23 protein-coding genes are annotated in these 26,004 nt (G+C 43.7%); 15 read left to right on the top strand and 8 right to left on the bottom strand.

What is annotated here, in order from left to right:
* The 4 genes from G6047_RS01875 to G6047_RS01860 all read left to right on the top strand — a co-directional run bounded on the left by G6047_RS01875 (position 1) and on the right by G6047_RS01860 (position 6,295).
* Positions 1-594: a VOC family protein gene (locus tag G6047_RS01875; RefSeq protein ID WP_211165359.1), complete on the top strand. Its 594-nt coding sequence runs from the start codon at positions 1-3 to the stop codon at positions 592-594.
* A gap of 65 nt (positions 595-659) precedes the next feature.
* On the top strand, positions 660-2,399 hold the full coding sequence (locus G6047_RS01870) for an ABC transporter ATP-binding protein (RefSeq protein WP_169525771.1): 1,740 nt from the start codon (positions 660-662) through the stop codon (positions 2,397-2,399).
* 68 nt (positions 2,400-2,467) lie between these two features.
* Positions 2,468-3,814 (top strand): adenylosuccinate lyase, encoded by a 1,347-nt coding sequence (gene purB, locus G6047_RS01865; protein ID WP_169525770.1) that lies wholly within the window; start codon positions 2,468-2,470, stop codon positions 3,812-3,814.
* Between the two features lie 312 nt (positions 3,815-4,126).
* Positions 4,127-6,295 carry a cation:proton antiporter domain-containing protein gene (locus tag G6047_RS01860; RefSeq protein ID WP_169525873.1) on the top strand — a complete coding sequence of 723 codons (2,169 nt, stop codon included), beginning with the start codon at positions 4,127-4,129 and terminating at the stop codon, positions 6,293-6,295.
* Positions 6,296-6,324: 29 nt separating this feature from the next.
* Here G6047_RS01860 and G6047_RS01855 read toward each other — a convergent pair whose 3' ends face one another.
* The 5 genes from G6047_RS01855 to G6047_RS01835 all read right to left on the bottom strand — a co-directional run bounded on the left by G6047_RS01855 (position 6,325) and on the right by G6047_RS01835 (position 10,167).
* Positions 6,325-6,687: a VOC family protein gene (locus G6047_RS01855; RefSeq protein ID WP_169525769.1), complete on the bottom strand. Its 363-nt coding sequence runs from the start codon at positions 6,685-6,687 to the stop codon at positions 6,325-6,327.
* A 154-nt stretch (positions 6,688-6,841) separates the two neighbouring features.
* The gene (guaB, locus tag G6047_RS01850; RefSeq protein WP_169525768.1) at positions 6,842-8,314 is read right to left on the bottom strand and encodes an IMP dehydrogenase; all 1,473 of its coding nucleotides are present in this window, start codon (positions 8,312-8,314) and stop codon (positions 6,842-6,844) included.
* 682 nt (positions 8,315-8,996) lie between these two features.
* Positions 8,997-9,374 carry a DoxX family protein gene (locus G6047_RS01845; RefSeq protein ID WP_169525767.1) on the bottom strand — a complete coding sequence of 126 codons (378 nt, stop codon included), beginning with the start codon at positions 9,372-9,374 and terminating at the stop codon, positions 8,997-8,999.
* A 6-nt stretch (positions 9,375-9,380) separates the two neighbouring features.
* The gene (locus G6047_RS01840; RefSeq protein ID WP_169525766.1) at positions 9,381-9,845 is read right to left on the bottom strand and encodes an SRPBCC family protein; all 465 of its coding nucleotides are present in this window, start codon (positions 9,843-9,845) and stop codon (positions 9,381-9,383) included.
* Position 9,846: 1 nt separating this feature from the next.
* Positions 9,847-10,167 (bottom strand): ArsR/SmtB family transcription factor, encoded by a 321-nt coding sequence (locus G6047_RS01835; protein ID WP_169525872.1) that lies wholly within the window; start codon positions 10,165-10,167, stop codon positions 9,847-9,849.
* Positions 10,168-10,282: 115 nt separating this feature from the next.
* Between G6047_RS01835 and G6047_RS01830 the strand changes: the two genes are divergently transcribed.
* The 7 genes from G6047_RS01830 to G6047_RS01800 all read left to right on the top strand — a co-directional run bounded on the left by G6047_RS01830 (position 10,283) and on the right by G6047_RS01800 (position 17,858).
* Complete coding sequence (locus tag G6047_RS01830; RefSeq protein WP_169525765.1) at positions 10,283-11,689, top strand: glycoside hydrolase family 30 protein; 1,407 nt, start codon at positions 10,283-10,285, stop codon at positions 11,687-11,689.
* 25 nt (positions 11,690-11,714) lie between these two features.
* A complete protein-coding gene (locus tag G6047_RS16705) occupies positions 11,715-12,011 on the top strand; it encodes a superinfection immunity protein (protein ID WP_211165358.1) in 297 nt (98 codons plus the stop codon).
* 89 nt (positions 12,012-12,100) lie between these two features.
* Positions 12,101-13,204 (top strand): MBL fold metallo-hydrolase, encoded by a 1,104-nt coding sequence (locus G6047_RS01820; protein WP_169525764.1) that lies wholly within the window; start codon positions 12,101-12,103, stop codon positions 13,202-13,204.
* A 13-nt stretch (positions 13,205-13,217) separates the two neighbouring features.
* Positions 13,218-13,883, top strand: a complete 666-nt coding sequence (locus G6047_RS01815) for a Zn-dependent protease (RefSeq protein WP_169525763.1) — start codon at positions 13,218-13,220, stop codon at positions 13,881-13,883.
* Positions 13,837-15,153: a serine hydrolase domain-containing protein gene (locus tag G6047_RS01810; RefSeq protein ID WP_169525762.1), complete on the top strand. Its 1,317-nt coding sequence runs from the start codon at positions 13,837-13,839 to the stop codon at positions 15,151-15,153. Before G6047_RS01815 ends, G6047_RS01810 begins: the two co-directional genes overlap by 47 nt.
* 28 nt (positions 15,154-15,181) lie before the next feature.
* Positions 15,182-16,894: a tetratricopeptide repeat protein gene (locus tag G6047_RS01805; RefSeq protein WP_169525761.1), complete on the top strand. Its 1,713-nt coding sequence runs from the start codon at positions 15,182-15,184 to the stop codon at positions 16,892-16,894.
* A 1-nt stretch (position 16,895) separates the two neighbouring features.
* The gene (locus tag G6047_RS01800; protein ID WP_169525760.1) at positions 16,896-17,858 is read left to right on the top strand and encodes a D-2-hydroxyacid dehydrogenase family protein; all 963 of its coding nucleotides are present in this window, start codon (positions 16,896-16,898) and stop codon (positions 17,856-17,858) included.
* Between the two features lie 2 nt (positions 17,859-17,860).
* On the opposite strand, the gene G6047_RS01795 is transcribed toward G6047_RS01800, so the two are convergent.
* Complete coding sequence (locus G6047_RS01795; RefSeq protein WP_169525759.1) at positions 17,861-18,340, bottom strand: spermidine synthase family protein; 480 nt, start codon at positions 18,338-18,340, stop codon at positions 17,861-17,863.
* A gap of 112 nt (positions 18,341-18,452) precedes the next feature.
* On the opposite strand from G6047_RS01795, the gene G6047_RS01790 reads away from it, so the two are divergent.
* Entirely contained in the window at positions 18,453-20,546 is a 2,094-nt protein-coding gene (locus G6047_RS01790) for a beta-galactosidase (protein WP_169525758.1), read from the top strand.
* Position 20,547: 1 nt separating this feature from the next.
* On the opposite strand, the gene G6047_RS01785 is transcribed toward G6047_RS01790, so the two are convergent.
* Together G6047_RS01785 and G6047_RS01780 are read right to left on the bottom strand one after the other, a co-directional pair.
* The gene (locus G6047_RS01785; protein WP_169525757.1) at positions 20,548-21,423 is read right to left on the bottom strand and encodes a beta/alpha barrel domain-containing protein; all 876 of its coding nucleotides are present in this window, start codon (positions 21,421-21,423) and stop codon (positions 20,548-20,550) included.
* A 139-nt stretch (positions 21,424-21,562) separates the two neighbouring features.
* Positions 21,563-22,609, bottom strand: coding sequence for a quinone-dependent dihydroorotate dehydrogenase (locus tag G6047_RS01780; RefSeq protein WP_169525756.1), 1,047 nt, complete (start codon positions 22,607-22,609; stop codon positions 21,563-21,565).
* Positions 22,610-23,092: 483 nt separating this feature from the next.
* Between G6047_RS01780 and xerA the strand changes: the two genes are divergently transcribed.
* From xerA to G6047_RS01765, 3 genes are all read left to right on the top strand, one after another.
* On the top strand, positions 23,093-24,004 hold the full coding sequence (xerA, locus tag G6047_RS01775; protein WP_169525755.1) for a site-specific tyrosine recombinase/integron integrase: 912 nt from the start codon (positions 23,093-23,095) through the stop codon (positions 24,002-24,004).
* Between the two features lie 127 nt (positions 24,005-24,131).
* On the top strand, positions 24,132-24,923 hold the full coding sequence (locus G6047_RS01770) for an HNH endonuclease (RefSeq protein WP_169525754.1): 792 nt from the start codon (positions 24,132-24,134) through the stop codon (positions 24,921-24,923).
* Between the two features lie 171 nt (positions 24,924-25,094).
* The gene (locus G6047_RS01765; RefSeq protein WP_169525753.1) at positions 25,095-25,784 is read left to right on the top strand and encodes a hypothetical protein; all 690 of its coding nucleotides are present in this window, start codon (positions 25,095-25,097) and stop codon (positions 25,782-25,784) included.
* Positions 25,785-26,004: the final 220 nt, after the last annotated feature.

Below are 26,004 nucleotides of genomic sequence, written 5' to 3'. Positions count from 1 at the left end.
ATGAGAAAATATATCCCCATTTTTTTTACCGCATCACTTCTGGTAATGGGTTGCGGAAACTCACAACAAAATTCCAATGAGACCGGTGAAGCTGACAAGGCATCCAGTCAGGCTTCTGATTCCATTGCACACAAAATAACACCCTGTCTTTGGGTGGAAAAAGATGCAAAAGCAGTCGCTGATTACTACCTTTCCATTTTCAGGAATGGCAAACTCAAAGACTATCGCAAGTATAAAAATCCGCCTCAGGAAAACGGCCAGGATCAGGGCAGTTTTGAAACCGCGGTCATAGAAGTTGCCGGTACGGAGTTCAGTATTCTCGCCGCCGGCCCTTTGTTCAAATTCAACGAAGCCATTTCATTCGTCATCAATTGTAAAGACCAGGCAGAAGTAGATTATTATTGGGAAGCCCTGACTGCAAACGGCGGAAAAGAAGGGTCCTGCGGCTGGTGCAAAGACAAATACGGCTTATCGTGGCAGGTTGTTCCTGTTGAATATTTTGACCTGATTAACAGTAATGACCCAAAAGTCAGGGATAAGGCAATGAAAAATACATTTAAGCAAACCAAGCTGATACTTTCTGAGCTTAAATGAATTCCATCTGTTTCGAGCTTTATCAGTAGCGATATGATCCGTGATTTTAGTATCTTCACACAACAATGAAGCTCTTCTGGAAATACCTCAAACCTTACGCTAACTACATTTTCCTCGCCTTGTTGCTTGCGGGTTTTGCACAAATCCTCGCTTTATATGACCCGATTATTTTCGGACAGATCGTAGACGGTTATGCACTCAAAAACAGCGAATCGAAACAAATCCCGAAAGGCATAATCCACTTACTGATCCTTGCGCTTGCGGTCGCTATCGGTGCACGAATCTTCCTCTCGCTTAAAGAATATGTGCTTCGAATGATTGTCCAGCGTTTCGGCATGGACATTTTCAATGAAGGCCTTAAACATACGCTGCGGCTCCCATTCCAGGAATTCGAAGACCAGACAAGTGGCGAGATCCTCGCGGTTTTGCTCAAAGTTCGAAGCGACACCGAAAAATTCATCACGGCGTTTATCAATGTACTTTTTTCATCGCTTGTCGGCATCGGTTTTTTGATGTGGTACGCCGTGACCAAACACTGGGCTTTGATCCCGATATTTTTTGTCGGATTCGTATTGCTGGGCGGAATCACGAGTTTATTGAGCCGGTCGATCAAGACGCTCCAGCGTTCACTGATGCGCCAGAACCGTCAAATGAGCGGCACCATAACCGAAAGCCTTCGCAACATAGAACTCGTCAAAAGCCTCGGCCTGACGTATTCCGAAATCAAACGGCTCAAGCTGCATACACGTGAAATCTACGATTCGGAAATGGCCAAGGTCAAAAAGATGCGCACGCTCGGTTTCCTTCAGGGAAGCATACTGATCCTGCTCAAGCAATCGATTCTTTTTATTTTATTGTGGCTGATTTTCCGCAATGTACTCACCGCCGGCCAGCTGATTTCAATGCAGTTCATTTCTGTAGCCATCATCGGTCCGTTACAGGATTTGGGCAACATCATCGTTTCCTGGCGCGAAGCGGAAACAGCGCTGTCGATGCTCAACGACATCCTTGAAAAACCGGTTGAATACAGCCCGAAAGATTGGGTCGACAGCGGGCCGATATCGGAACTGGAATTTTCCAATGTGGTTTTCAGGCACCGCAACGCTTCGACCGATGCCATCCGGAATATTTCTTTCAAAGCAAAATTGGGCGATACGATTGCCTTTGTGGGGCCGTCAGGTTCCGGAAAATCTACGCTCGTAAAATTACTTGTCGGATTGTACCGACCAGTTGAAGGCGACATCTTATACGACGGCGTTTCCATAAAAGAACTGCGATACAACCGAATCCGGCGACAAATGGGTTTCGTAACCCAGGATACGCAATTGTTTTTCGGGACGATACGTGAAAACCTGTTGTTCGTAAAACCAGATGCCACCCAAGCGGAGATGCTTTCGGCTATGGAAAATGCATCGGCGATGACCATACTGCAGAATGCGCCAGACGGCCTCGATACCATTTTAGGTGAAGGCGGACGCAAACTGTCGGGAGGTGAAAAACAGCGATTGTCAATTGCACGTGCATTGCTTCGGAATCCGAGGCTTCTCATTTTTGACGAAGCGACATCGGCACTCGATTCAATAACTGAAGAACAAATTACGCAAACCATACGCGAACTCAGCGATAACCGCCAACAGATTACAGTTTTGATCGCGCACCGGCTTTCGACCATCATGCACGCTGATACAATTTACGTACTTGAAAAAGGCCAGATTACCGAACACGGTACACATGATGAGCTTCTTGACGCAAAAGGATTGTATTACGCGTTGTGGCGTCAGCAGATTGGGGAAAGAAAGGAATAAAAGACAGCTACCAGGCTTTTTAGATACAGCCCTAAAACCTATCTTTGCATTTCTCTAAAATCACGACAATGCAACAACTCTCTGAACTCAACGCCATTTCACCTATCGACGGACGCTACAGGAACAAAACCTATTCGCTCGCTCCTTATTTTTCAGAAGAAGCGCTTATCAGATACCGCGTGCTTGTCGAGGTCGAGTATTTTATCGCGTTGTGCGAGTTGCCGTTGCCTCAATTAAACAATGTGAGTCAGGCCGTTTTTCCGCAGCTTCGTCGCATTTATGAAAATTTCAGTACCGACGATGCACTTGCCATCAAGGAAATCGAAAAGACTACGAACCACGATGTCAAGGCAGTCGAATATTTCATCAAGGCCGAATTCGATAAACTGGGGTTGGCAGATTTCAAGGAATTCATCCATTTCGGGCTGACATCACAAGACATAAACAATACTGCGATTCCACTTTCCACCAAAGAAGCTTTTGAGAACGTATATCTAAAATCGTTGATTGCCGTCATTGCCAAATTAAAAGAACTGAGTGTAGAATGGAAGGATATCCCGATGCTTGCACGCACGCACGGACAACCGGCTTCCCCTACCCGATTGGGCAAGGAAATCGCGGTGTTCGTCCAACGGCTCGAAGAACAATTAAGACAGCTTTTCAATGTGCCTTTCGCGGCCAAATTCGGTGGGGCGACGGGGAATTTCAATGCGCATCATGTGGCGTATCCTCAAATTTCATGGCAACAGTTCGGGACAGATTTCGTTGAGAAAAGACTTGGGTTGCAGCATTCGTTCCCGACGACACAAATTGAGCATTACGATCATTTCGCAGGCTTTTTCGATGCATTGAAACGAATCAACACCATATTGATCGATCTGGACCGCGACATCTGGACATATGTGTCGATGGATTATTTCAAACAGAAAATCAAGGCCGGGGAAATCGGTTCATCGGCCATGCCACATAAAGTGAACCCGATTGATTTTGAGAATTCCGAAGGCAATTTAGGAATCGCTAACGCCTTGTTCGAGCATCTTTCGGCCAAACTTCCTATCTCAAGGTTGCAACGCGATTTGACAGACAGTACGGTTTTAAGAAACATCGGTGTTCCGTTCGGGCATACGATAATCGCTTTTGAGGCTACACTCAAAGGCCTGAACAAACTATTGCTTAACGAATCCAAATTTGCCGAAGACCTCGAAAAAAACTGGGCCGTCGTGGCCGAAGCGATCCAAACCATCCTGAGACGCGAAGGCTATCCGAACCCTTACGAAGCCCTCAAAGGCCTGACGCGGACTAACACTGCGATTGACAAAAATGCGATCCACGGATTCATCGAAACGCTTGATGTAACTGACGAAATCAAGCAGGAACTTTTGAAAATCACGCCTGCAAACTACACCGGGATATAGCCCCGATGCAAGCGTAAAGCCTTTTGAAAATAACGCGATAGTTTTGCCGCTCAAAAAAGGCGACAACAGAAGCCCTTTTTTGTGCCTGCAAAACAAGCGGGATTGAAAAAGCTTAAAGCGTGTCAGCGGGATCAGCTCCAAAAAAAACAAATCTTTAACCCAGATCGTTTTTCGCTATTGGCCGAAAGTACTATCTTACGGTTTCACTTTTCGCATTGACGAATCATCAAATAAACAAAAAACATCCTCCAATTGGCTGCCGAAACCACCCAGCAACTCTACCCACTTATCTCCGATCTGGGACTAATCCTGATGACGGCCGCAATTGCCGTGTTGTTGTTCCGCATGATCAAGCAGCCTTTGGTGCTCGGTTATCTTATTGCAGGTTTTTTGGCAGGAAACCATTTCGACTTTTTTCCATCGGTCAAGGACATGCACAGCGTGGAGGTCTGGGCGCAGATTGGGATTATCTTTTTGTTATTCAGCCTCGGACTCGAATTCAGTTTCCGGAAATTGATGAAGGTTGGTGGAACGGCTTCGATTACGGCCGTAACACAGATTCTGCTCATGACATGTTTCGGCTATGGAACCGGACGTCTTATGGGGTGGAGTTCGATGGACAGTATCTTTTTAGGTGTGATTGTTTCGGTTTCTTCCACCACAATCATTTTAAAAACTTTCGACGAATTGGGCGTAAAAGCAAAACGTTTCGCCGGGATTGTAATCGGGTCGCTCATTGTCCAGGACATCGTGGCGATTTTGATGATGGTATTGCTGTCTACCGTTGCCGTGAGTAACCAATTCTCCGGAATGGAATTGCTTATGAGCGTACTCAAACTACTGTTTTTCCTGACGTTGTGGTTCGTGTGCGGTATTTTCTTTATCCCGACGTTGCTCAAGCGGGCCAAAAACCTGTTGACGGACGAAATGCTGCTTATCATTTCGATAGCGCTTTGCCTGGTCATGGTAATACTGGCTTCGGGAGCCGGATTTTCTCCTGCCCTTGGTGCGTTCATCATGGGTTCTATCATTGCAGAAACGACACAGGCCGAACACATCGAGCATTTGGTCAAACCCGTAAAGGATCTATTCGCCGCCGTATTTTTTGTATCTGTCGGGATGCTTATCGATCCGAATACACTAACCGAACATATCGTCCCTGTCGGGATACTGACACTTCTGGTCATTATAGGACAACCGATCGCTTCCACTTTCGGTGCGTTGCTTTCGGGCCAACCGTTGCGACAATCGGTACAGACGGGAATGAGCCTTTCCCAGATTGGGGAATTCTCGTTTATAATCGCCACGCTGGGAAGTTCACTTCATGTGACGAGTAAATTTTTATATCCGATTGTGGTCGCGGTATCGGCAATCACTACTTTCACCACTCCTTTTATGGTGAAATGGTCTACACCTATGGCCGAATACCTGGGCCGCATATTGCCGAGAAAATGGCTCAAACGCATCGAACGGTATTCGGCGAATGCGCAATCGATCAAATCGGCTAGCAACTGGCAAATCGTGCTTCGGGCTTATATTCTTCAGGTAGTTTTGCATTCGGTCATCATTATTGGCGGAATTTTACTTTCTCGTAATTTCTTCCTTCCGATTGTGGACCATTACGGATTCGGGCATGCATTGGCGGCTTTTGTGACATTAGCTGCGTTGGCACCTTTTTTCTGGGCTTTGTCCTTACGTCGCGTCGCGGTGGAACAGGTGACACAATTGATGGCTGAACGACGGTATCGCGGGCCGATCGTAATGATGGTGCTGTTCCGATTTGTATTGGCGTTGTTTTACATCGGATTTCTGCTTGACAATTTCTTTTCGGCAGAAATCGCTTTCCTGGCTTTTTGTGCGTGTATCATCGTGTATTCCATCTTCCCGAAAAAACTCAACAAGCAATACCATCGTATCGAAACCCGCTTCCTGAATAACCTCAACGCACGCGAAATCATCAAAATGAAACGCCAGCGCAGCGACTTGACACCTTGGGAAGGACATATGACGCTGTTCGATATTTCACGCGAATCGAACATTGCCGGGCATACGTTAGAGGAACTACAGTTTCGGGAACAGATGGGCGTCAACATCGCATTCATCAAACGTGGCGAAGTGACCATCAATATTCCGGCACGAAACGAACGGTTATTTCCAGGTGATGAAATTTGCGTGATTGGGACAGATGAACAGGTAGATGAATTCAAGAAATACCTGGAACGAAATGAAATTGGCGCGACATCGGATAATTCCAATTCTGAAATTGTACTCCAGCAGTTTGAAATCGGGCGTACTGAATTTGCCGGAAAAAGCATCAGGCAATCACAGATACGCGAAAAGACCAAAGGACTTGTGGTTGGCGTGGAACGAGGCGGCAATCGCATACTGAATCCGGATTCGCATTTGATCCTCGAACAGAATGATATTTTATGGATTGTGGGCGATAAGAAATTATTAGGTAATCTGCGTTTTTCGGATTGAACCTAACTAGGCGAAAAAGCAAAAAGGCTTTAGAAAAACTCTCCAAAGTGCCATAAAATCCCTGAAGGATCATGGACGAAACATTCACGTCCCCATGATTCTTCACGAACAGGAACCAGTCGTACCGAAGGATATTTTGAAGGAAGTCCGAGTTTTTGTAAATCATCCCAGAATTGCCGGACATCTTCGACTTCCATAAAAATCATGGTGTTGTCAATCCAGTCGCGTACACTTGCATCCTGAAGATAAAAAGCAAGATTTCCGGATTTGAAGACAGAAAAACCTTTGTCTAAAACCGTTTCTTCGAATCCAATATCTGTGTAGAAATTGCGGGAAAGTTCAAAATTGTCTGCTCCTATAAACGGTCGGATTGATTTGGCGCGGTGTTGCATATCTTTGGATTGTTACCAAACTTAATAAATAGCTTTTTAACTTCATAAAAAAGCGGCCCCAAAGAGCCGCAATTATTCAATTTTAACAAGCCCCGACGCGCCTCCAGGCTCCTTCGCTAAAAATGTCTACTGGACATTTTTTTAACGCTCGGCCCTACCTCGAATAATTCGGTGCTTCCTTGGTAATAGTCACATTATGCGGATGGCTTTCTGTTATTCCGCTTGAAGTAATCCGAACAAAACGTCCGGTTTCCTGTAACGTCGGAACATCTTTCGCACCACAATAACCCATTCCGGCCCTGAGACCGCCAATGAATTGCTGCATGCTTTCATTGAGTTCGCCTTTATAGGGAACACGGCCGACGATTCCTTCCGGAACCAATTTCTTGATGTCGTCTTCCACATCCTGGAAATAGCGGTCTTTTGATCCTTCTTTCATGGCCTCCACCGAACCCATTCCACGATATGACTTGAACTTACGTCCTTCAAAAATGATGGTTTCACCCGGAGATTCCTTTGTACCTGCAAGCAGCGATCCCATCATTACGGAATCTGCTCCCGCGGCAATTGCCTTTGGAATGTCGCCTGTATAACGGATACCGCCATCGGCAATAACCGGAACACCGCTACCTCTAAGGGCTGCAGCTACTTCCAATACTGCGGAAAACTGCGGAAACCCAACACCCGCAACGACACGTGTGGTACAGATAGAACCTGGACCGATTCCTACTTTTACCGCATCGGCACCATTTTCGGCAAGATATTTTGCAGCTTCAGGAGTGGCGATATTTCCGACAATCACATCTACTTTTGGGAAACGCGACTTGACTTCTTTTAAAATCCCGACAACACCTGCGGTATGCCCGTGAGCCGTATCTATAACAATAGCATCTACACCGGCATTTACCAACGCTTCTGCTCTGTCTACAGCATCGCCTGTAACTCCAATAGCAGCTGCAACGCGCAAACGCCCGAAGCTGTCTTTGTTGGCAATTGGCTTCTGCGTAAGTTTTGTGATATCGCGGAATGTAATCAACCCGACAAGTTCATTATTCGAATTGATGACCGGAAGTTTCTCGATTTTGTGGCCTTGCAGGATTACCTCGGCTTCTTGCAAGGAGGTACCTTCGGCAGCCGTTATGAGGTTTTCAGATGTCATTACCTCAACGATTGGGCGAGACAGGTTCTTTTCGAAACGCAGGTCGCGGTTGGTAACGATCCCTTTGAGTTTCTGGCTTTCATCGACAACCGGAATACCGCCGATCCCGAATTCCTTCATCGCGGCTTTGGCATCGGCAACCGTCGAAGTCAATGGAAGCGTCACCGGATCGATGATCATCCCGCTTTCGGCACGCTTTACCTTGCGGACTTTCGCAGCCTGTTGGTCGATGGTCATGTTCTTGTGAAGTACGCCGATTCCGCCTTCCTGTGCCATTGCGATTGCCATGGCACTTTCTGTGACCGTGTCCATAGCCGCCGAAACGATTGGGACATTGAGCTCGATATTGCGTGAAAATTTGGATTTTATGGATACTTCGCGCGGAAGTACAGAGGAATAATTGGGAACCAGGAGAACATCATCGTAAGTCAATCCTTCACCGATGATCTTGGAAGTGTGTGCATTCATTGCAATTAACTGTTGTGGTTAAATTGCGTGCAAATGTAAGGAAAAAGATTGGAAGTGTGGTTAGAAGTCTGGAAAGATCGGAAGTTCGTGGTTCGGGAAATCGGAAGTGCAGATAGGCGTCGGGAAAGAATATAAGTCTTAAAGTCAGGAAAGTCAGGAAAGTCAGGAAAGACGGAAAAGATCGAAAATTGGTTGTTCGGAAGTATCGTTAGAAAAAGTCAGAATTGAAATGAGCAAAAACCAGAATGTAAAAATTTAACACCCGGAGGCTTTAGCCGAACTGAGCGAAGCTAATTGGTACATAACCCGAGGCGTAGCCGAACTGTATGGAACGAAGTGTAATAAAAAATGTAACAAACCTATTTTCAGATTTTGTAGGGAACAGCATTGGCCCCTCCCCGGTTGCAAATTACAAATCTCAGCGACACAATAAGTACATAAAAAATGTACCAAATGTTAAAAGCTCATTCAAAGGAAAATTAGTTTGAAAACCCTTCCATCGATTAATGGATATTTGAAGCAAATTCCCGCTGCCCGCTCATAGCTTTCTTGCTCCAATGCTTTTTTGCGGCTCAATCTAATGGCTTCCGTTGGTCGCCCTCATCTTGCGGCAAAAAATACATAGGATCTGCGAAAGGCTAACCGCTCACATCGGGGCTAGGCTTTAATACCAAAAGAAACTTTAAACCGCTAACCGTCTATCGGCAGGCCGAAAATACCATGAAAGAATAGTCAGCGACAATAATAACGTAGGCCCGAAATATTCCAACGGTTCATCCCCAACCGCGAGATGTGAAAAAACAGCACCCGTCATCACAAAGAAAAATCCGGCGTATGCCCATTCTTTGAGCAATGGGAATTTTGGGATAAGTACCGCAACCACACCCAGCAATTTCCAAACCCCGATGATAACCAGAAAATAAGCCGGATAACCAAGTTTTACAGAAATTTCATCTACTTCTTCTTTCATGCCGATAAGCTGGACAATTCCCGTAGAAACCATTCCAAGTGCCAGCCAAACCGTCGCGATCCAATAGATAATTTTGTTCCTTTTAGCCATAGTATTTCAATTTAAAAATTTCATGATTTCCTCAAGTCTGTTGTGCGCCATATTGATTCCATGGGCAAAAGGCATCTGGAGCAATTGGTTTTTGAACGCAATAGATTTGAAGACGATATGCAGGGTCAGCTTACTTTTTTCCTCACTGATTTTTTCAAATTCAAGAAATTCCAACTGAACCGGAAACGGAGTGTTTTCCATCTCGAACGTCCTTGTGATTTTCTCGTTCCGTATAAACTCATGGATTGTTCCGTTGGCACGAAAAACCACATTGCCTCGTTGCGATGTTTCAAAAGCATAGGAGCCGTGTTTTTTATTTTCAAGCTTCAGCACTTTTGTTCCCATCCATTGTTCAAAAAGATCCGCGTCTTCAAAAGCCTTGAAAAGCAACGCTACTGATAAGTCGAATTCCCGGGTTATAACCAGGTCTTGCCTATCTTGTTCGGTACTGATTTTTGTCTTCGCTTCCATTTTATTTGCTTTTGTAGTTTTTCATCAGATTTTCGAGCTTATCGAAACGCTCTTCCCAAATCTTGCGGAAAGGTTCCAGGAATTCCGCTATTTCCTTCATCTTTTGGGTATTAAGCTGATAGTAGATTTCACGGCCTTGCTGTTCCTGCAGTATCAATCCGCATTCTGTAAGTATTTGCAGATGTTTTGAAACGGTCGGCCTGGCGGAATCGAAGTTATTAGCGATTGAACCCGCCGTCATGGTTTGGGAAGTCAGCAGCAACAGGATTGCCCTTCGTGTCGGATCTGCAATTGCCTGGAAAACATCTCGTCTCAAATTCATCATGAAGTCATTTGGCTACAAATATAATGTAGTTATTTAACTACGCAATTTTTTATCTGGATAATTTAATTTTTTCGGTTCGTTAATCTGCTAACTTTGGGTAAAACAACTTTCAATGAACCGCTTCCTTAAAATCGTTTTTGCACTCAATGTAATCTGCATTGGCAATTTATCCGCACAAAACAATCACTTTACCGTCCAATCCTGGCTCACGACTCCAGATAAATCGGCACTTTTTTCCAAACAGGAAGATTTCAGATTTACGAATGTCAATGCTAAAACCGGCGACATCATCCGTCTCAACGAAAACAAAACATTCCAGAGCATAGACGGCTTTGGATATTGCCTGACCGGAGGAAGCGCCCAGCTTATTTCCCAAATGGACCCGAAGGCTCAGGACGATCTGCTCAAGGAATTATTCGGTACCGATAAAAACAATATTGGCATCAGCTATCTGAGAATCAGCATTGGCGCATCAGATCTCGACGACAAAGTATTTTCTTACGATGATTTGCCAGCAGGTGAAACCGACCCTAAACTTGAAAAATTCAGCCTCGAAAACGACCGTCGCACCGGACTGATCCCAATCCTCAAAAAAATCCTAAAGATCAATCCTAAAATTAAAATCATGGGCTCGCCCTGGTCGCCACCAGTCTGGATGAAGGACAATGGCGATACCCGTGGTGGTTCACTGAAGCCGGAATTTTATGGTACCTATGCCAATTATTTCGTGATGTACATCAAATGGATGAAACTCGAAGGAATTACCATCGATGCCGTCACCGTCCAAAACGAACCGCTTCATCCCGGAAACAATCCGAGTTTACTGATGCTTGCCAAAGACCAGAAGGTTTTCGTCCGCGACAATCTCGGCCCGGCATTCGAAAAAGCGGGTGTCAAAACTAAAATCATTGTGTACGACCACAATTGCGACAAGCCCGAATATCCGCTTGAAATCCTTGATGATGCGGCAGCTAAAAAATTCGTCGACGGTTCAGCTTTCCATTTATATGGAGGCACGATAGACGCCATGAGCAAAGTCCACGATGCACATCCTGATAAGAACATCTATTTTACCGAACAATGGACTGGCGGCCCCGGCGATTTCCCGAACGACCTCAAATGGAATGTCGAAAACCTGCTCATCGGCGCGACCCAAAACTGGGCGAAAACCGTGCTGCAATGGAACCTCGCATCAGACCTTAAGTATGACCCGCACACGGATCGCGGTGGTTGTACCTCGTGTATGGGAGCCGTGACAATCGACGGATCAAAAGTCACCCGCAATGTCGCGTATTACCATATGGCCCATGCGGCAAAATTCGTGCGGCCGGGTTCAAAGCGTATCGAAACGACACAGGTTGAAGGTTTAGCGAATGTTGCATTCAAAACACCAGATGGGAAATTCGTACTCGTAGTGGTCAATAAAACCAATGTGAAAAAGAACTTCTGGATTGCATTGGGCGGAAATGCGGTAGGCGGGCATTTACCGGCCGGATCTGTAATCACTTACGTTTTTTGATTTTCGTATCTCAACATCCTGAACGATGAAATCAACATATGCAGTAACCTTAGCGCTTTTAAGCATTTATTCACTTTGGTCACAACAAAGCGATATTCCGTTTGAAAACAAAGAGATTACGCCTGAAAAGATAATGGCGGGAATTTTTGCCGCATTCGTTTACTTTATTCCAACCGTCATTGCCCGCGATAAAATAAATTTCAAACTGGTCTTGGTGATGAACCTCTTAGTCGGTTGGACAATACTTGGCTGGTTTATCAGCTTTGCATTTGCCATGAAAGGAAAAAATAAAAATCCCGACCCCGAATTATCCGGAAGTTGATTTGGATGATTACATACAATTACTTCTGAAACAATTTTATTTCTTTCGGCCGTTATCAGTTAACCATTAACTTTGGAAAAACAGCAACCATGTCCTTTCTCCTGATTTTAATCTCCACCATACTTTTACTGATTCTTCTCACTTACGCCTTTATGCAACGCCCCGAATTCGGGAAGAAACCAAAAGGCAAACGTCTCGATCGTATTCTTGCTGCCACGAATTTCGATAAAGGTGAATTCCAGAATATTTCCTTTACACCGAACCTCGCTGAAGATGCAAAAATGTCTACGGTTCTTTACAATTTCTTCTTTGGCCGGGGTGCTCGTCGTAAACCAAAACAACCCATTCCCTCCCGTAAAACCGATCTCAAATCACTGGCTCCGGATGAAAATGTCCTGGTCTGGTTCGGGCATTCGTCTTACTTTATCCAAATCGATGGCCTCAAGATACTTGTCGATCCCGTGTTCAGTGGTTCGGCCTCTCCTATTCCGCCGACGACAAGAAGTTTTAAGGGTTCCGATGTATATTCCACCTATGATTTCCCTGACATAGACATTCTCATCATTACGCACGATCACTGGGATCACCTCGATTATAAAACAGTCAGAAAACTAATCCCGAAGGTTTCGGCTGTCGTGACGAGTCTCGGTGTGGGTGCGCACCTGGAAGCCTGGGGTTACGATCCGCAGCGCATCAATGAACTCAACTGGAACGAGCATATCCTGCTTCGTGACAACATCCGTCTCGATTGTACGCCTGCACGTCATTTTTCGGGTCGCACTTTTAAACGAAACGGTACCTTATGGTCTTCTTTCGTGCTCAAGACACCATCGAAAAAAATCTTCATCGGTGGCGACAGTGGATATGATTCCCATTTCAAAAACATCGGTGCGGTTCACGGCCCTTTCGATCTGGCAATTATAGAATGCGGACAATACAATCCGGCCTGGAAGTACATTCATTTATTGCCAGAAGATGAAATGAACGCCGCAAAAGACTTGCAGGCCAAAGCGGTGCTTCCCGTCCATTGGGCAAAATTCAACCTCGCCCTGCACGATTGGGACGAGCCGATACGCAAGATTACCGAAAATGCAATAGCATCTGGAATTCCATTATGGACACCGATGATTGGGGAATTGGTTTACCTCGAGGGCGGACAGCAATTCTCCAAATGGTGGGAAACGATTGATTAATTAATTGGCATCAATGAAAAGACTATTACTGATTTTGCTTTTTGCAATCGTTTCCTGTTCAGGACCAAGGACAAAACATATCGTGATCCAGCCTTTAGGAAATTTTGATGCGTCTATGGCCAAAGAGGTACTGGTTCAGGTAAAAGCCATAAATCCAAACGTCATTCTCAGGAAGAACATGGATTTTCCGCCGAAATCATATAACCAGGTCAGAGGTCGTTACAGGGCGGACAGCATCATAAAATACCTCAACGCCAGGATTGGGGAAGATTCGGTGGTTGTAGGCCTGACACATAAAGATATCAGCACGACAAAAGGTAAATTCCAGGATTGGGGCATTATGGGTTTGGGCTATCGGCCTGGAAAAGCATGTGTAATTTCTGATTACCGGTTGGCCTCTTACAACAAAAAAGAGCAGTTTCACAAAGTCGTCCTTCATGAACTCGGCCATACCGAAGGCTTGTCACATTGTCCCGAAAAAACCTGTCTGATGCGTGATGCCGAAGGTGCGAACGTAATAGACGAAGAAAAAGGATTCTGTGAAGATTGCACCGCTTTTTTGAAAAATCACGGATGGAAATTCAATAAGACTGAAAACACACGACAAAACCCAAACGGTAATCAGAAATACAATGAAAAAAACACTACTTATTCTATCGACCTGTCTTTTCATTCTTAATGCATCTGCCCAAACCATCGACAAAACCAGACTCGATTCCTATTTCGATGCGCTTGAACAGCACAATAAATTTATGGGAAGCGTCGCGATTTCCAAAGGCGGTTCAGTCATCTACACCAAATCCATTGGGTTTGCCGATGTCGAAAACAATATCCGCGCGACCGAAAAATCAAAATACCACATTGGTTCCATTTCCAAAACCTTTACGGCGGCCCTTATCCTCAAAGCAGTCGAAAGCAAATTACTCAGTCTCGACCAAAATATCGGAGGTTATTTTCCTGAAGTTCCGAATTCCGGTAAAATCACTATTTATCAATTATTGCATCACCGCAGTGGAATCTACAATATCACCGACGATCCGGAATTCATGTCGTGGGCCATACATCCTCAAACAGAACAACAGCTGATTGCACAAATCGCCAAAAAAGAAAGTGTGTTTGAACCCGGCACCACCGCCGATTACAGCAATTCGAATTACATCCTGCTGAGCATTATCCTGGAAAAAATATATGGGAAACCGTATGCCGAATTGCTTTCCAAAGACATCACACAACCGCTGGGACTAAAGCATACATATTCCGGGAAAAAAATCAATGTGGCAGCTGGCGACTGCAAATCGTATGGATTCGATAAAAGCTGGAAACAGGAAATAGAGACAGATCCATCCGTGCCTCTTGGTGCCGGAGCGATAGTTTCGACTCCGACTGATTTATCTGTCTTCATAGAGGCTTTATTCAAAGGCAAAATCATTTCTGCCAAAAGCCTTGATATGATGAAAGATATCAAAGACGATTATGGAATGGCTTTATTCTCGTTGCCTTTTGGTGATAAAAAAGGATTTGGGCATACCGGTTCCATTGACGGGTTTTCATCTGTATTTTGCCACATCGATGAACAGGATGTTTCTGTGGTGCTGCTTTCGAACGGAAATAATTTCAATATGAACGACATACTGATCGTGGCGCTGAATGCCGTTTATAGCCAACCTTTTTCAATTCCGGATTTTAAGTCTGTAGCACTCACACCGGAACAGCTCGATACCTATACAGGTGTGTATTCTACTACACAGATGCCAATGAAAATTACCATTGCCAAAGAAGGAAGCAAGCTTACGGCCCAGGCTACGGGTCAATCGGCATTTCCATTGGAAGCATTTGAAAAGGATAAATTCAGGTTTGATGCCGCCGGAATACTTATCGAATTCGATACTACAAAAAAGACGCTGACCTTAAAACAAGGCGGAGGCGAATTTTTGTTTACCAAAGAATAATCTTTGGGCAGTTTTTGTAATTTTAGATATGCAAAAACTTTATATTCTGTGTTTTACGCTACTTTCCCTTTCGTGCGACAAAAAGGAAAAAGTGTCACAAACCATCGTTTCTTCTTCATACAGTTGCGGGACGCCCGAAGTTTCAGATGCCAATTGGTATGCTTCCGATAAAAAAGCACCATTTTTCAAAGGTCTCGATGGCATTCATTTTCCGGTTTCGACAAAAAATCCGGAAGTCCAGAAATACATTGACCAGGGATTGATGCTTTCGTTCGGGTTCAACCATGCCGAAGCTGCCCGTTCTTTCTTTGAAGCTACACGCCAGGATTCACTTTGCGCCATGGGTTACTGGGGATTTGCCTATGTGCTCGGCCCGAATTACAACGGTGGAATGGAAAAAGACAATTTTGAACGTGCGTTTGAAGCAGTCAACAAGGCGAAGAAACATTCTGTCCATTGTACACCAAAAGAGAAAGACCTCATCGAAGCTTTGTCACATCGATATTCAAACGACACGACGCTTACCCGCAAATCGCTTGATTCCACTTATGCCGATGCGATGCGGAAGGTCTATAAGAAATATCCGGACGATGCCACTATTGGTTCTTTGTTCGCCGAATCGATCATGGATATACATCCTTGGGATCTGTGGAAAAAAGACGGACAACCTCAACCGTGGACGCACGAAATAATACAAGTGCTTGAAAAATGTCTTTCTGCAGAACCAAATCACGCTGGTGCCAATCACTTTTTCATCCATGCACAGGAAATGTCGCATCATCCGGAAGCCGCCGATGCAAGTGCGAAATTACTCGAACATTTGGTTCCGGGTTCGGGGCATTTGTTGCATATGCCATCACATATCTATATCAGGACCGGCCGATATCACGATGGCGTCGTCACAAACCGGAAGGCGGTTGATGCAGACGATACTTATCTCGATGCGTGCCATGCACAAGGTGCCTATCCGTTGGCTTACTATCCACATAACCATCATTTTATTTCGGCCTGTGCCACGCTTGACGGAGAAAGCAAGATGGCTCTCGAATCGGCGAATGCCACTGCAAGACACGCCCATAAAAAACTGTTGCGTGATCCGGCATGGGCCACTTTACAGCATTATTATTCGATTCCGTGGTATGTTGAGGTCAAACTTGGGAAGTGGAATGAAATCCGAAATTCAAAACAACCTGAAAAAGATTTGAAATACCCGTCGGTCATTTGGAATTATGCCCAGGGAATGGCTTCATTATCAGAAAACAAAACTGATATCGCCAAAAAACACTTGTCAGAAATCAGAACTATAATGACCGATCCCAAACTAAAAGACCTGACCATTTGGGGCATCAACAACTTATATGACTTATGTGAAATAGCGGCAAAAACCCTCGAAGGGGAAATCTGCGCAAGCGAAAAGAATTATACCAAAGCAATCACGTTACTTACCGAAGCCGTCGCAGAGGAAGATGCGTTGAATTACGACGAGCCGCCTGATTGGTTCTTCTCTGTCCGTCATAATCTGGGCGCTGTTTTAATCGATGCCCGAAAGTACGACGACGCGATAAAAGTGTATGAAGCCGATTTAAAGACCTTCCGCAAAAACGGCTGGGCGTTAAAAGGATTGATGAATGCCTATGAAAAAAAGCAGGATAAAAAAATGTATCTGCAAACCGAAACCAAATTCAACGAAGCCTGGAAGTATGCCGATATTTCTATAAAATCATCAAGAATCCTGAACTGATATGAAGATTGCCATTTTAGATGATTACCAGAACGTCATTGAAAAACTGGATTGTTTCAGCATATTGAAAGGTCAGGACTTCCGGATTCTTCATAAAACTGAGAAAGATCCGCGGACATTGGCATCAAAAATAGACGATTGCGAAATCCTCGTGCTTACACGCGAAAGGACTGAGATTTCCGAAGGTTTGTTGCAACTGCTGCCGAACCTCAAACTCATCAGCCAGACCGGTAAAATATCGAATCATCTCGATCTCTCGATCTGTACCAAATACAACGTTGCGGTAGCTGAAGGAATCGGATCGCCAATCGCGCCGGCAGAACTCACCTGGGCTTTGATGATGAACGTCGTGCGCAAAATACCGCAGGCAATCCAGGGAATGAAAGACGGCAAATGGCAGGTGAACATCGGATCGACGATCCACGGAAAGACGATCGGCATTTGGGGATACGGAAAAATAGGCCAGAAAATCGCACAATATGCAAAGGCTTTCGGTGCCAATGTGTTGGTTTGGGGAAGCGAAATGTCATGCGAAAAAGCAGTTGCCGATGGTTTTGCAAAAGCGGCGTCAAAAGAATATTTTTTTGAGAATTCAGATATCGTGACGCTGCACCTGCGCCTGACCGAAACCACCAGGGGAATTGTAAAGCAGGAAGACCTGGAACGTATGAAAGCCAATTCGGCCTTCATCAATACCGCCCGCGCTGAACTGATTGAATCCGGTGCCTTGCTGAATGTACTGAAAAAGGGAAAGCTCCTGGCCGGAATCGATGTCTATGAAGACGAACCCATCTACGATAAAAACTATGATTTACTGCAACTCGAGAATGTCATCTGCACGCCCCATTTGGGTTATGTCGAGAAAAACGGCTACGAGTTGTATTTTGGGAAAGCCTTTGAAAATGTGATAAATTTTATAGACGGAACTCCGACGAACATCGCCAATCCTGAAGTCCTGAAATAATATTACTCCACTGTTTTTTCCCTGAGTCGCTTTCTCTTTTCGAGTTTCAGTTTGATGAAATTGCTCAGTTTCCGGATCAGGTATGCGATGATGAATCCAATGGCAAAACCACCTACAAGGCCTATCCCCAAACCGGTCAATAGTGCCATTTTTGTCGACCACCAATGCGTGATACTATTAATTCCCCAAAATCCGAATGCAGCTATGACTCCGCTTGTCAACGTCGAAAACACAATTACAAACGTCTTGAATCCTTTGGTCAACGACTTTTGACTCAGCCCGACAATGACAGAGGCCGATAACGCGCCGATGCCTATCAACCCCAGAATCACCACAATTGCCAGCGCAATCAGGATCAGGGCAACAATAAAACACAGGCAAACCATAATGACGCCTGTCATGAGAATGGCGAAAAGGAACAGGTTGAATTCTTCGTCTTCGGGATTTCCAGATTGCAGTTGAAAGAGTAATTGATGCGACATATTGCGATTTATTCGCGGGAATTTATAAAATCTTTCGGGAATTTTTCGGTTCCATTTGTTATTGGAAATTAAATGTTTAAATTACACTTTAAATATGGTTATTCTTTATCCGATGAATCCCAACATACGCTTTCTCATTTCTTGCCTGTCCCTGATTTCAATGGCAGTCAGTGCCCAGGTCAAAAAATTCGACAACATTCTCTACGGGGTGGCTTACTATCAGGAATATATGCCCACCGACAGATTGGATGAAGACGTAAAAATGATGAAAGAAGCAGGTATTTCCGTAGTGAGGTTAGGCGAATCGACGTGGAGCTTATTTGAACCTGTAGAAGGCCAGTTTGAATTTGCGTGGATGGATCGTATCATAGACAAAATGCATTCGGCCGGGATTAAGGTTATCCTCGGAACACCTACCTATTCCATTCCTGCATGGCTTTGGCACAAACATCCTGAAGTTTTGATCGAGCTGCAAAAAGGAGACAGGACGTATTACGGCATCCGCCAGAATATGGATATTACAAACCCGACTTTCCTTTTTTACAGTGAACGCATCATTCGCCAGCTGATGCAGCATTATGCAAAACACCCGGCTATCATTGGCTACCAGGTCGATAATGAGACGCTGACCAGAGGGGTGAACAACCACGATTTCCAGGTCAGTTTTGTGGATTATCTGAAGAAAAAATTCAAGACGACCGATAACCTCAATAAAATCTGGGGTCTCAATTATTGGGGAATGACGATAAACGGATGGGAAGAACTCGCGCCGAGAGACGGCATTACAAATACCGGCTACAAACTCGAATGGGAGCGTTTCAACAGAAAGGCTCTTGCGGATTTCCTAACCTGGGAATCGGCGATTGTGCGCGAATACAAAAGGCCTGACCAGTTCGTGACCCAATGTTTTATGCCTGCATTCGAAGATGTAGACCAAATGGAAAGCTCGAAACTCATGGATGTCATGGCGGTCAATGTTTACCACGATTCACAGGATAAGCTTACGGGAAGCGAGATTGCATTGGCCGGCGATTATTTCAGATCTGTCAAGCATGACAATTACCTCATTACCGAAACCAACGCCCAAACCATCGGGTGGAATTCCCGAATCCAGTCACCGCCCTATCCGAACCAGTTGAGGCAAAACGTATACGCACACTTGGGTTCTGGCGCCAATATGGTGGAATACTGGCACTGGCATTCCATTCATTACGGACAGGAAATCTATTGGAAAGGCGTGCTGTCACATGACCTGCAACCGAACCGGACCTATTCGGAAGTAACCCGGACTGCTCAGGAATTAAAACAAATCGGGAAGCATCTGGTCAACCTTAAAAAAGAAAATAAAGTCGCTATCTTGTTCAGTCATGATGCGAATGCGGCGTTGAATTTCATGCCATTCGACCAAAGCGGAAATCCGTGGGGGCCGGACCACAATAATTTTTACAGGAACAATCTGGTCACACAATTCCACAGGGTTTTGTATCAGAACAACATTGGTGTCGATTTTATATTTCCGGAACGGCCCGAATTTGAAAAATACGACCTTGTCATCATCCCGTCATTGTATATTGCCAGCGACGACCTGCTTAAAAAAATCAGCGATTATGTAAAAAAAGGTGGCCATGTGATTATGCAGTTTAAAAGCGGTTTCAGCGATGAAAACTCAATGGTCCGGCCTGTACTTGCGCCTGGTCCGTTACGTGAAGCCTGTGGGTTTACCTATCAGGAGTTTACGAATTTCAAGGAACTTTCCTTAAAAGACGATCCGTTCCGGGTTGGGGATGAAAACAACAAAGTCAATACCTGGGCGGAATATCTGATTCCCGACTCTGCAAAACCGATTGCTTTTTACGATCATAAATACTTTGGAAAATATCCGGCGGTCACACAAAATACATTCGGAAAAGGAAGCCTGGTGTATGAAGGCTGCATGGTTTCCGATGCCATACAGGAAAAGATTATCCTGCAGGAAATCGAAAAACTCAAACTGGCTCCGGATACAGATTTACATTGGCCGTTGATTACCAAATCAGGTAAAAATGAGTTCGGCAAAACCATCCATTATTACTACAATTATTCATCGGAAGACGCTTCTTTTAGCTATTCGAAAGGCTCAGGAACCGAATTGCTATCGGGTAAAAAAGTCAATACCAACCAAAAACTGGCCATCGAACCCTGGGGCGTCCTGATTGTTGAGGAATGATTCAGTGATAGGCACCAAACAACTTAGAGGCTTCGTTGTAAGCGCTCTCAAAACTCATCCAACCTGTTCCGGTATCTTGCTTGTGCTGGCTGAAATACGACAGTAATTTCTCGGTCGGCATGTTCCCGGTGAGTTCGTCTTTAGCCATCGGACAACCCCCGAAACCTTGTATCGCACCGTCAAACCGCCTGCAGCCTGCGTGAAAGGCAGCATCTACTTTTTCATGCCACTTATCCGGAGTCGTATGCAAGTGTGCCCCGAATTCGATGTTCGGATATTTTGGGATCAGGTTTGAAAAAAGGTACGATATGACATCGGGCGTGGAACTGCCTACGGTATCGGACAGCGACAGTATCTTTACACCCATTCCCGATAATTTTTCGGTCCACTCGCCTACTATTTCGACATTCCACGGATCGCCGTAAGGATTTCCGAAACCCATGGACAAATACGCGACGACTTCTTTGTTTTTGGCCGATGCGATGTTGAGGATTTCCTGTAACGTGACAATCGATTCGGCTATGGTTTTATGGGTGTTGCGCATCTGGAAATTCTCCGAAATAGAAAACGGGTAACCCAGATAGCGGATAGGTTCGTGCTCAGCTGCCAATTGTGCCCCTTGGGTATTGGCGACTATGGCGAGCAGTTTGGTTTGGGAACGACTGAGGTCAAGCCCTGCAAGCACTTCGGCTGTGTCCTGCATTTGAGGAATGGCACGTGCCGATACGAAACTGCCAAAGTCAAGCGTATCGAAATTGACCCTAAGCAACGATTGCAGATACGTTATTTTCTTTTGGGTCGGAATAAAATCTTTGATACCTTGCATGGCATCGCGCGGGCATTCGATAATCTTGATTGGGGCGTTTCCGGAAATCATAGCGTCAAATATAGTGATTTTGCGAAATCGATTGAAACCGATCATCATTACTCAAAATCGTAATGTTTCACATTATTACCGAAAAACCTAATAAACAAGATATGAGATAAAATGGTAATAATTTATATATATGACTATCTTAACCGCAGTTGTGCAAAGTTCCCTGCTTGAGCTCTTTTAGGATGCGTTTGTTGATATCGCGCACCAATTTCGGGCCTTCATAGATAAACCCGGTGTAAAGCTGGACAAGGCTGGCACCAGCGCGGATTTTTTCGATGGCATCGTCGGCAGAATGGATTCCTCCTACTCCGATTATCGGGAATGATTTGTTGCTTTTCTCAGACAGGAACCGTATGACTTCTGTTGAACGATTCGTCAACGGTTTTCCGGATAATCCGCCTGTTTCAACTTTATTTTCAGATACCAATCCATCACGTGACAAAGTCGTATTGGTTGCGATGACACCGGCAATCTTTGTTTCATTCACAATTTCGATGATGTCGAGCAACTGTTCATCGGTAAGATCCGGGGCGATTTTAAGCAGGATTGGTTTAGGCGATGGCTTTGACAAATTCTTCTGCTGAAGCGCCAGCAACAGAGCTTTGAGCGGTTCTTTTTCCTGTAATGCACGAAGATTGGGCGTGTTCGGGGAACTTACGTTAACGACAAAATAGTCGGCGTATGGGAACAGTGCTTCAAAACAAATATCATAATCTGTTCCGGCATCTTCATTGGCCGTGTCTTTGTTTTTGCCGATGTTTCCTCCAATCAATACCGTTTTGTTTTCTTTGAGCCGATTGGCTGCTTCTACGGCACCACCGTTATTGAAACCCATCCGGTTGATAACCGCCGAATCTTCACGCAAACGAAACAAACGTTTTCTGGGATTTCCAGGTTGCGCTTTTGGTGTCAAGGTGCCTATTTCAATAAAGCCGAAACCAAAATAGGATAATTCCTTATACAGTTTGGCATCTTTATCGAAACCCGCCGCCAGACCCACCGGATTTTTAAACCTGATTCCGAAGACTTCTTTTTCGAGCAACGGATCGCGGACTTCATAAAGCGATTTGAAAAGACCAGACATTCCAGGAATTTTGCACGCGAATCGTATGGCCGAAAATGTAAAATAATGGACTTCTTCCGGGTCGAAAAGAAACAGGATTGGGCGTAAAAGGAGTTTGTACATTCTGGATGGCATTGGTTCGGTTGGCAAAGATAGTTTTTTGGGACAACCGAAAAAAAGCTTCTGAAATAGAAATCAGTCTATTTATCAACGATTGCCTAGCCCCGATGCAGTGAAAACCCCGCAGTTTTACAACCGATCGTGAGCCATAAAATCAAGGCGACCACCGGAAGCCATTGATTTTTTGTGCGAACTACGGTTATAAAACGAGGAGTTGAAGCAGGCAGCGGGAACAGCTTCTAAAAATTAATTATATTTGCTACATAAACGCCAAAATTTACGAATATGCAACCGCTACCTTTATTGGTCCTGGACCTACAAGACCATCGTGAACAGGAAATATTGAGTTTCCATTTTTCCACAAACCGCAGACTTTTTGAATTTATCCGATTTGAATTCGGAGCCACTTGGAGTGAAACCAAACGCTGCTGGTATATTCCGTATTCCGCAGAAAATTTGCCAATCGTTCTTGCCAAATTATCGACTATGGCGGAGATTGATTATTCCAAAATCAAGAAAATAGAACGAAAGCGCCGTGTCCATTTTTATGATATTCAGCTTGAATTGCATCAACTGACCGAACTTTCGCAATTTGTACGTTGGCTGGAAGCGCAACGCTATAGTCCGTCAACTATTCATACTTATAAAGGGCTTGCGGAATTCTTCCTGAAATATCTGGCTAAGCGCAAGTTTGATACGATTACCGAACGAACCGTGGCTCAATTCAATTATGAATTTATCGTGCTTCCGGAAAAATCCATATCCTATCAAAACCAGGCGATTAATGCAATCAAACAATTTTTGCGTTTCCGTAAGAATGACACGGTGGTCTATAATATTGAACGGCCTCGACGGGAAAAGAAATTACCTGTGGTTTTGAGTGTTGAAGAAGTACGTCGCTTGCTCAAATGTGCTACAAATCTCAAGCATAAGGTGCTTTTGAGCCTCATATATTCCGGCGGATTCAGGATAAGTGAAGTACTCAATTTGAAAATGTCTGACCTTGATGGCGATCGTATGCTGATACATATCCGCAATGCCAAAGGGAAAAAAGACAGATATACGCTCTTGTCCCATAAAGCATTGGCTATGTTGAATGAATATTTAGCTATATATCAGCCAAAACAATTTCTTTTTGAAGGACAAAATGGGCAGAGATATTCTGAAAGAGCCGCACAAAATGTTCTTAAAACATCTGCTGAACGGGCAGATATCCGCAAAAAAATTACACTACATACACTGAGACACAGTTTTGCCACTCATCTGCTGGAACAAGGAACCGACATTCGTTACATACAGAATCTTCTAGGTCATAGTAACCCAAAAACTACCATGATTTATACCCATGTTACCGATGTAGCTATGCACAATATTAAAAATCCTTTGGATATGCTATAAATCGATATAATTGTTTTATTTGTTATTTTTATGCGTTTATCGCACTTTAGTTGGAGGATATGTGTTGGATTTGGGAAGGGATAAATTAGTTGTTCGCTATAAACCAATCTTCGAACTTTGATCAAATATGGAAATTATTTATCAAATCTGTAAACAAGTTTTCGAAAATCAGATTACGAGAAAGGAAGGAATACAAGCATTAGTCGATCAACAAAACATGAATCGAAATTCTGCAGTTATTGTTGTCAATATTTTTGTAAAAATGATGAACGGCGAGCGATTTACAAGAACTTTAAGCAATCCACTATTTGAATACTTTCTAGAAAATATATTTTTAGAATATGGAAAAGAGAAACTCGAAGCGGCTTTAACAGCATTAGATCTTCATATCACTTATATATGGGCAAAGGGAAACCCTAAAAGGCGTTTGAGATTAATTTGTAACATGTACTTTGAAAAATTAAGAGTATCAACATTCCAAAGCACTATTGAAAGTTTACATGACGAAGTTGAACAAAATGAAATCATCTCATATTTAAAGCGTACAAAATCAAAACAAGAAGTTTTAGCTGAACTAAATAGTATTACTGCGAGAGAACCTGAAATAGTAACAATTAACCATAAAGCCTATAAACGAGATAATAAAACTATTGCTTTAATTAAAATTGTACGAGATTTTAAATGTCAAATTTGCCAAACCTTTATTCCAAAAAGTAATGGCGAAAAATATATAGAAGCGGCTCACATTATTCCTAAACATGAACAAGGACAAGAATTACCTGAAAACATTATTTTGTTTTGTCCAAATCATCATAAGGAATTCGATTTAGGAAGCCCTAATATTACAAAAAAGGATAAATCGTCAATCGAATTTACACTCAACGGTAAAGAATATAAAATTAATTTATCGTTTAACTAATATTTACAGCGCACAACCGCACCCAAGACGCGATTGCTGCTCATCGGTAATTGAACCAACCGATTTTCTTTGTACTTTCACGTTCAGCCGAGCCAACTTTCTCCGGAAGTCCGCAACCGCACTTGGCTGCCAAACGTTAGGTGCGATTTTTAACAACTGTAAAACCGAAATATGAAATTTAAATATTTAGCTTTCATCCTTTCGACATCTCTACTTGCAAGCTGCAAAACTGAATGGTCTTATCAATTATACTGTCAAAAAATAGAAGATTCACCCAAAGTAATTTATAATTATATTGCTACTGGCGGTAGAGATACAATGATTCATGGTTTTGTCATTATGGATTCTTCAGATGTTTTCGAAGTTGATTTATCAAAAAATTTGGATGTTATGTATCTTGAAGAAATTCCAAATCGAAAATTTATTCTTGGAATTGGTTTAGAACCTTTCGAAGAAGCCCGAGAAAAAGAGATATTTGATCCAATAGAAAAGTTTAATATCTCTCAAGAAGGTATTGATATAAAAGTAAAAAAATATCAAAATGCCGGATTTCAAAATAAATCTATAAGTAATGGAATTTATAAATTCGAACGTTTTGTAGAAACGCGAGATAGTGTATGCTTTTATAATCTAGATGAGCCATTTATCAATCCACAACATTTAGAAAGTTTAAAATTAAAGAAAGGAAATCTTTTTCTGAGACAAAATAAAGAAATGGAAATAATTGAAATTCAAATTGAAGATATCCAAATTTCTAAGTCAGATAGGATTTACTCACATAAGAGCTATTTACTAAAACCAAAAGGTAAAATTTCAGTTCTTGAATTTTCGGACTATGGAATTTTTAAGATGGCGAATTAAAACCGCACCTAACCGCACCCAAGACGCGATTGCTGCTTTCCGGTAATTGAACCAATCGATTTTCTTTGTACTTTCACGTTCAGCCGAACCAACTTTCTTCGGAAGTCCGCAACCGCGCTTGGCTGCCAAACGTTGTGTTCCATGCCTATCGCCGCAAAAGTCAAAGACCATTATTGGCAATAATTTCCTGGTATTACTTTTTTGCCAAAATGCAGAATGA

This window comes from Flavobacterium silvaticum, assembly GCF_012911565.1.
GTDB lineage: Bacteria > Bacteroidota > Bacteroidia > Flavobacteriales > Flavobacteriaceae > Flavobacterium > Flavobacterium silvaticum.
Note: the sequence above shows the minus strand (reverse complement) of the source record. Positions and strands in the feature narration are given on the sequence as shown.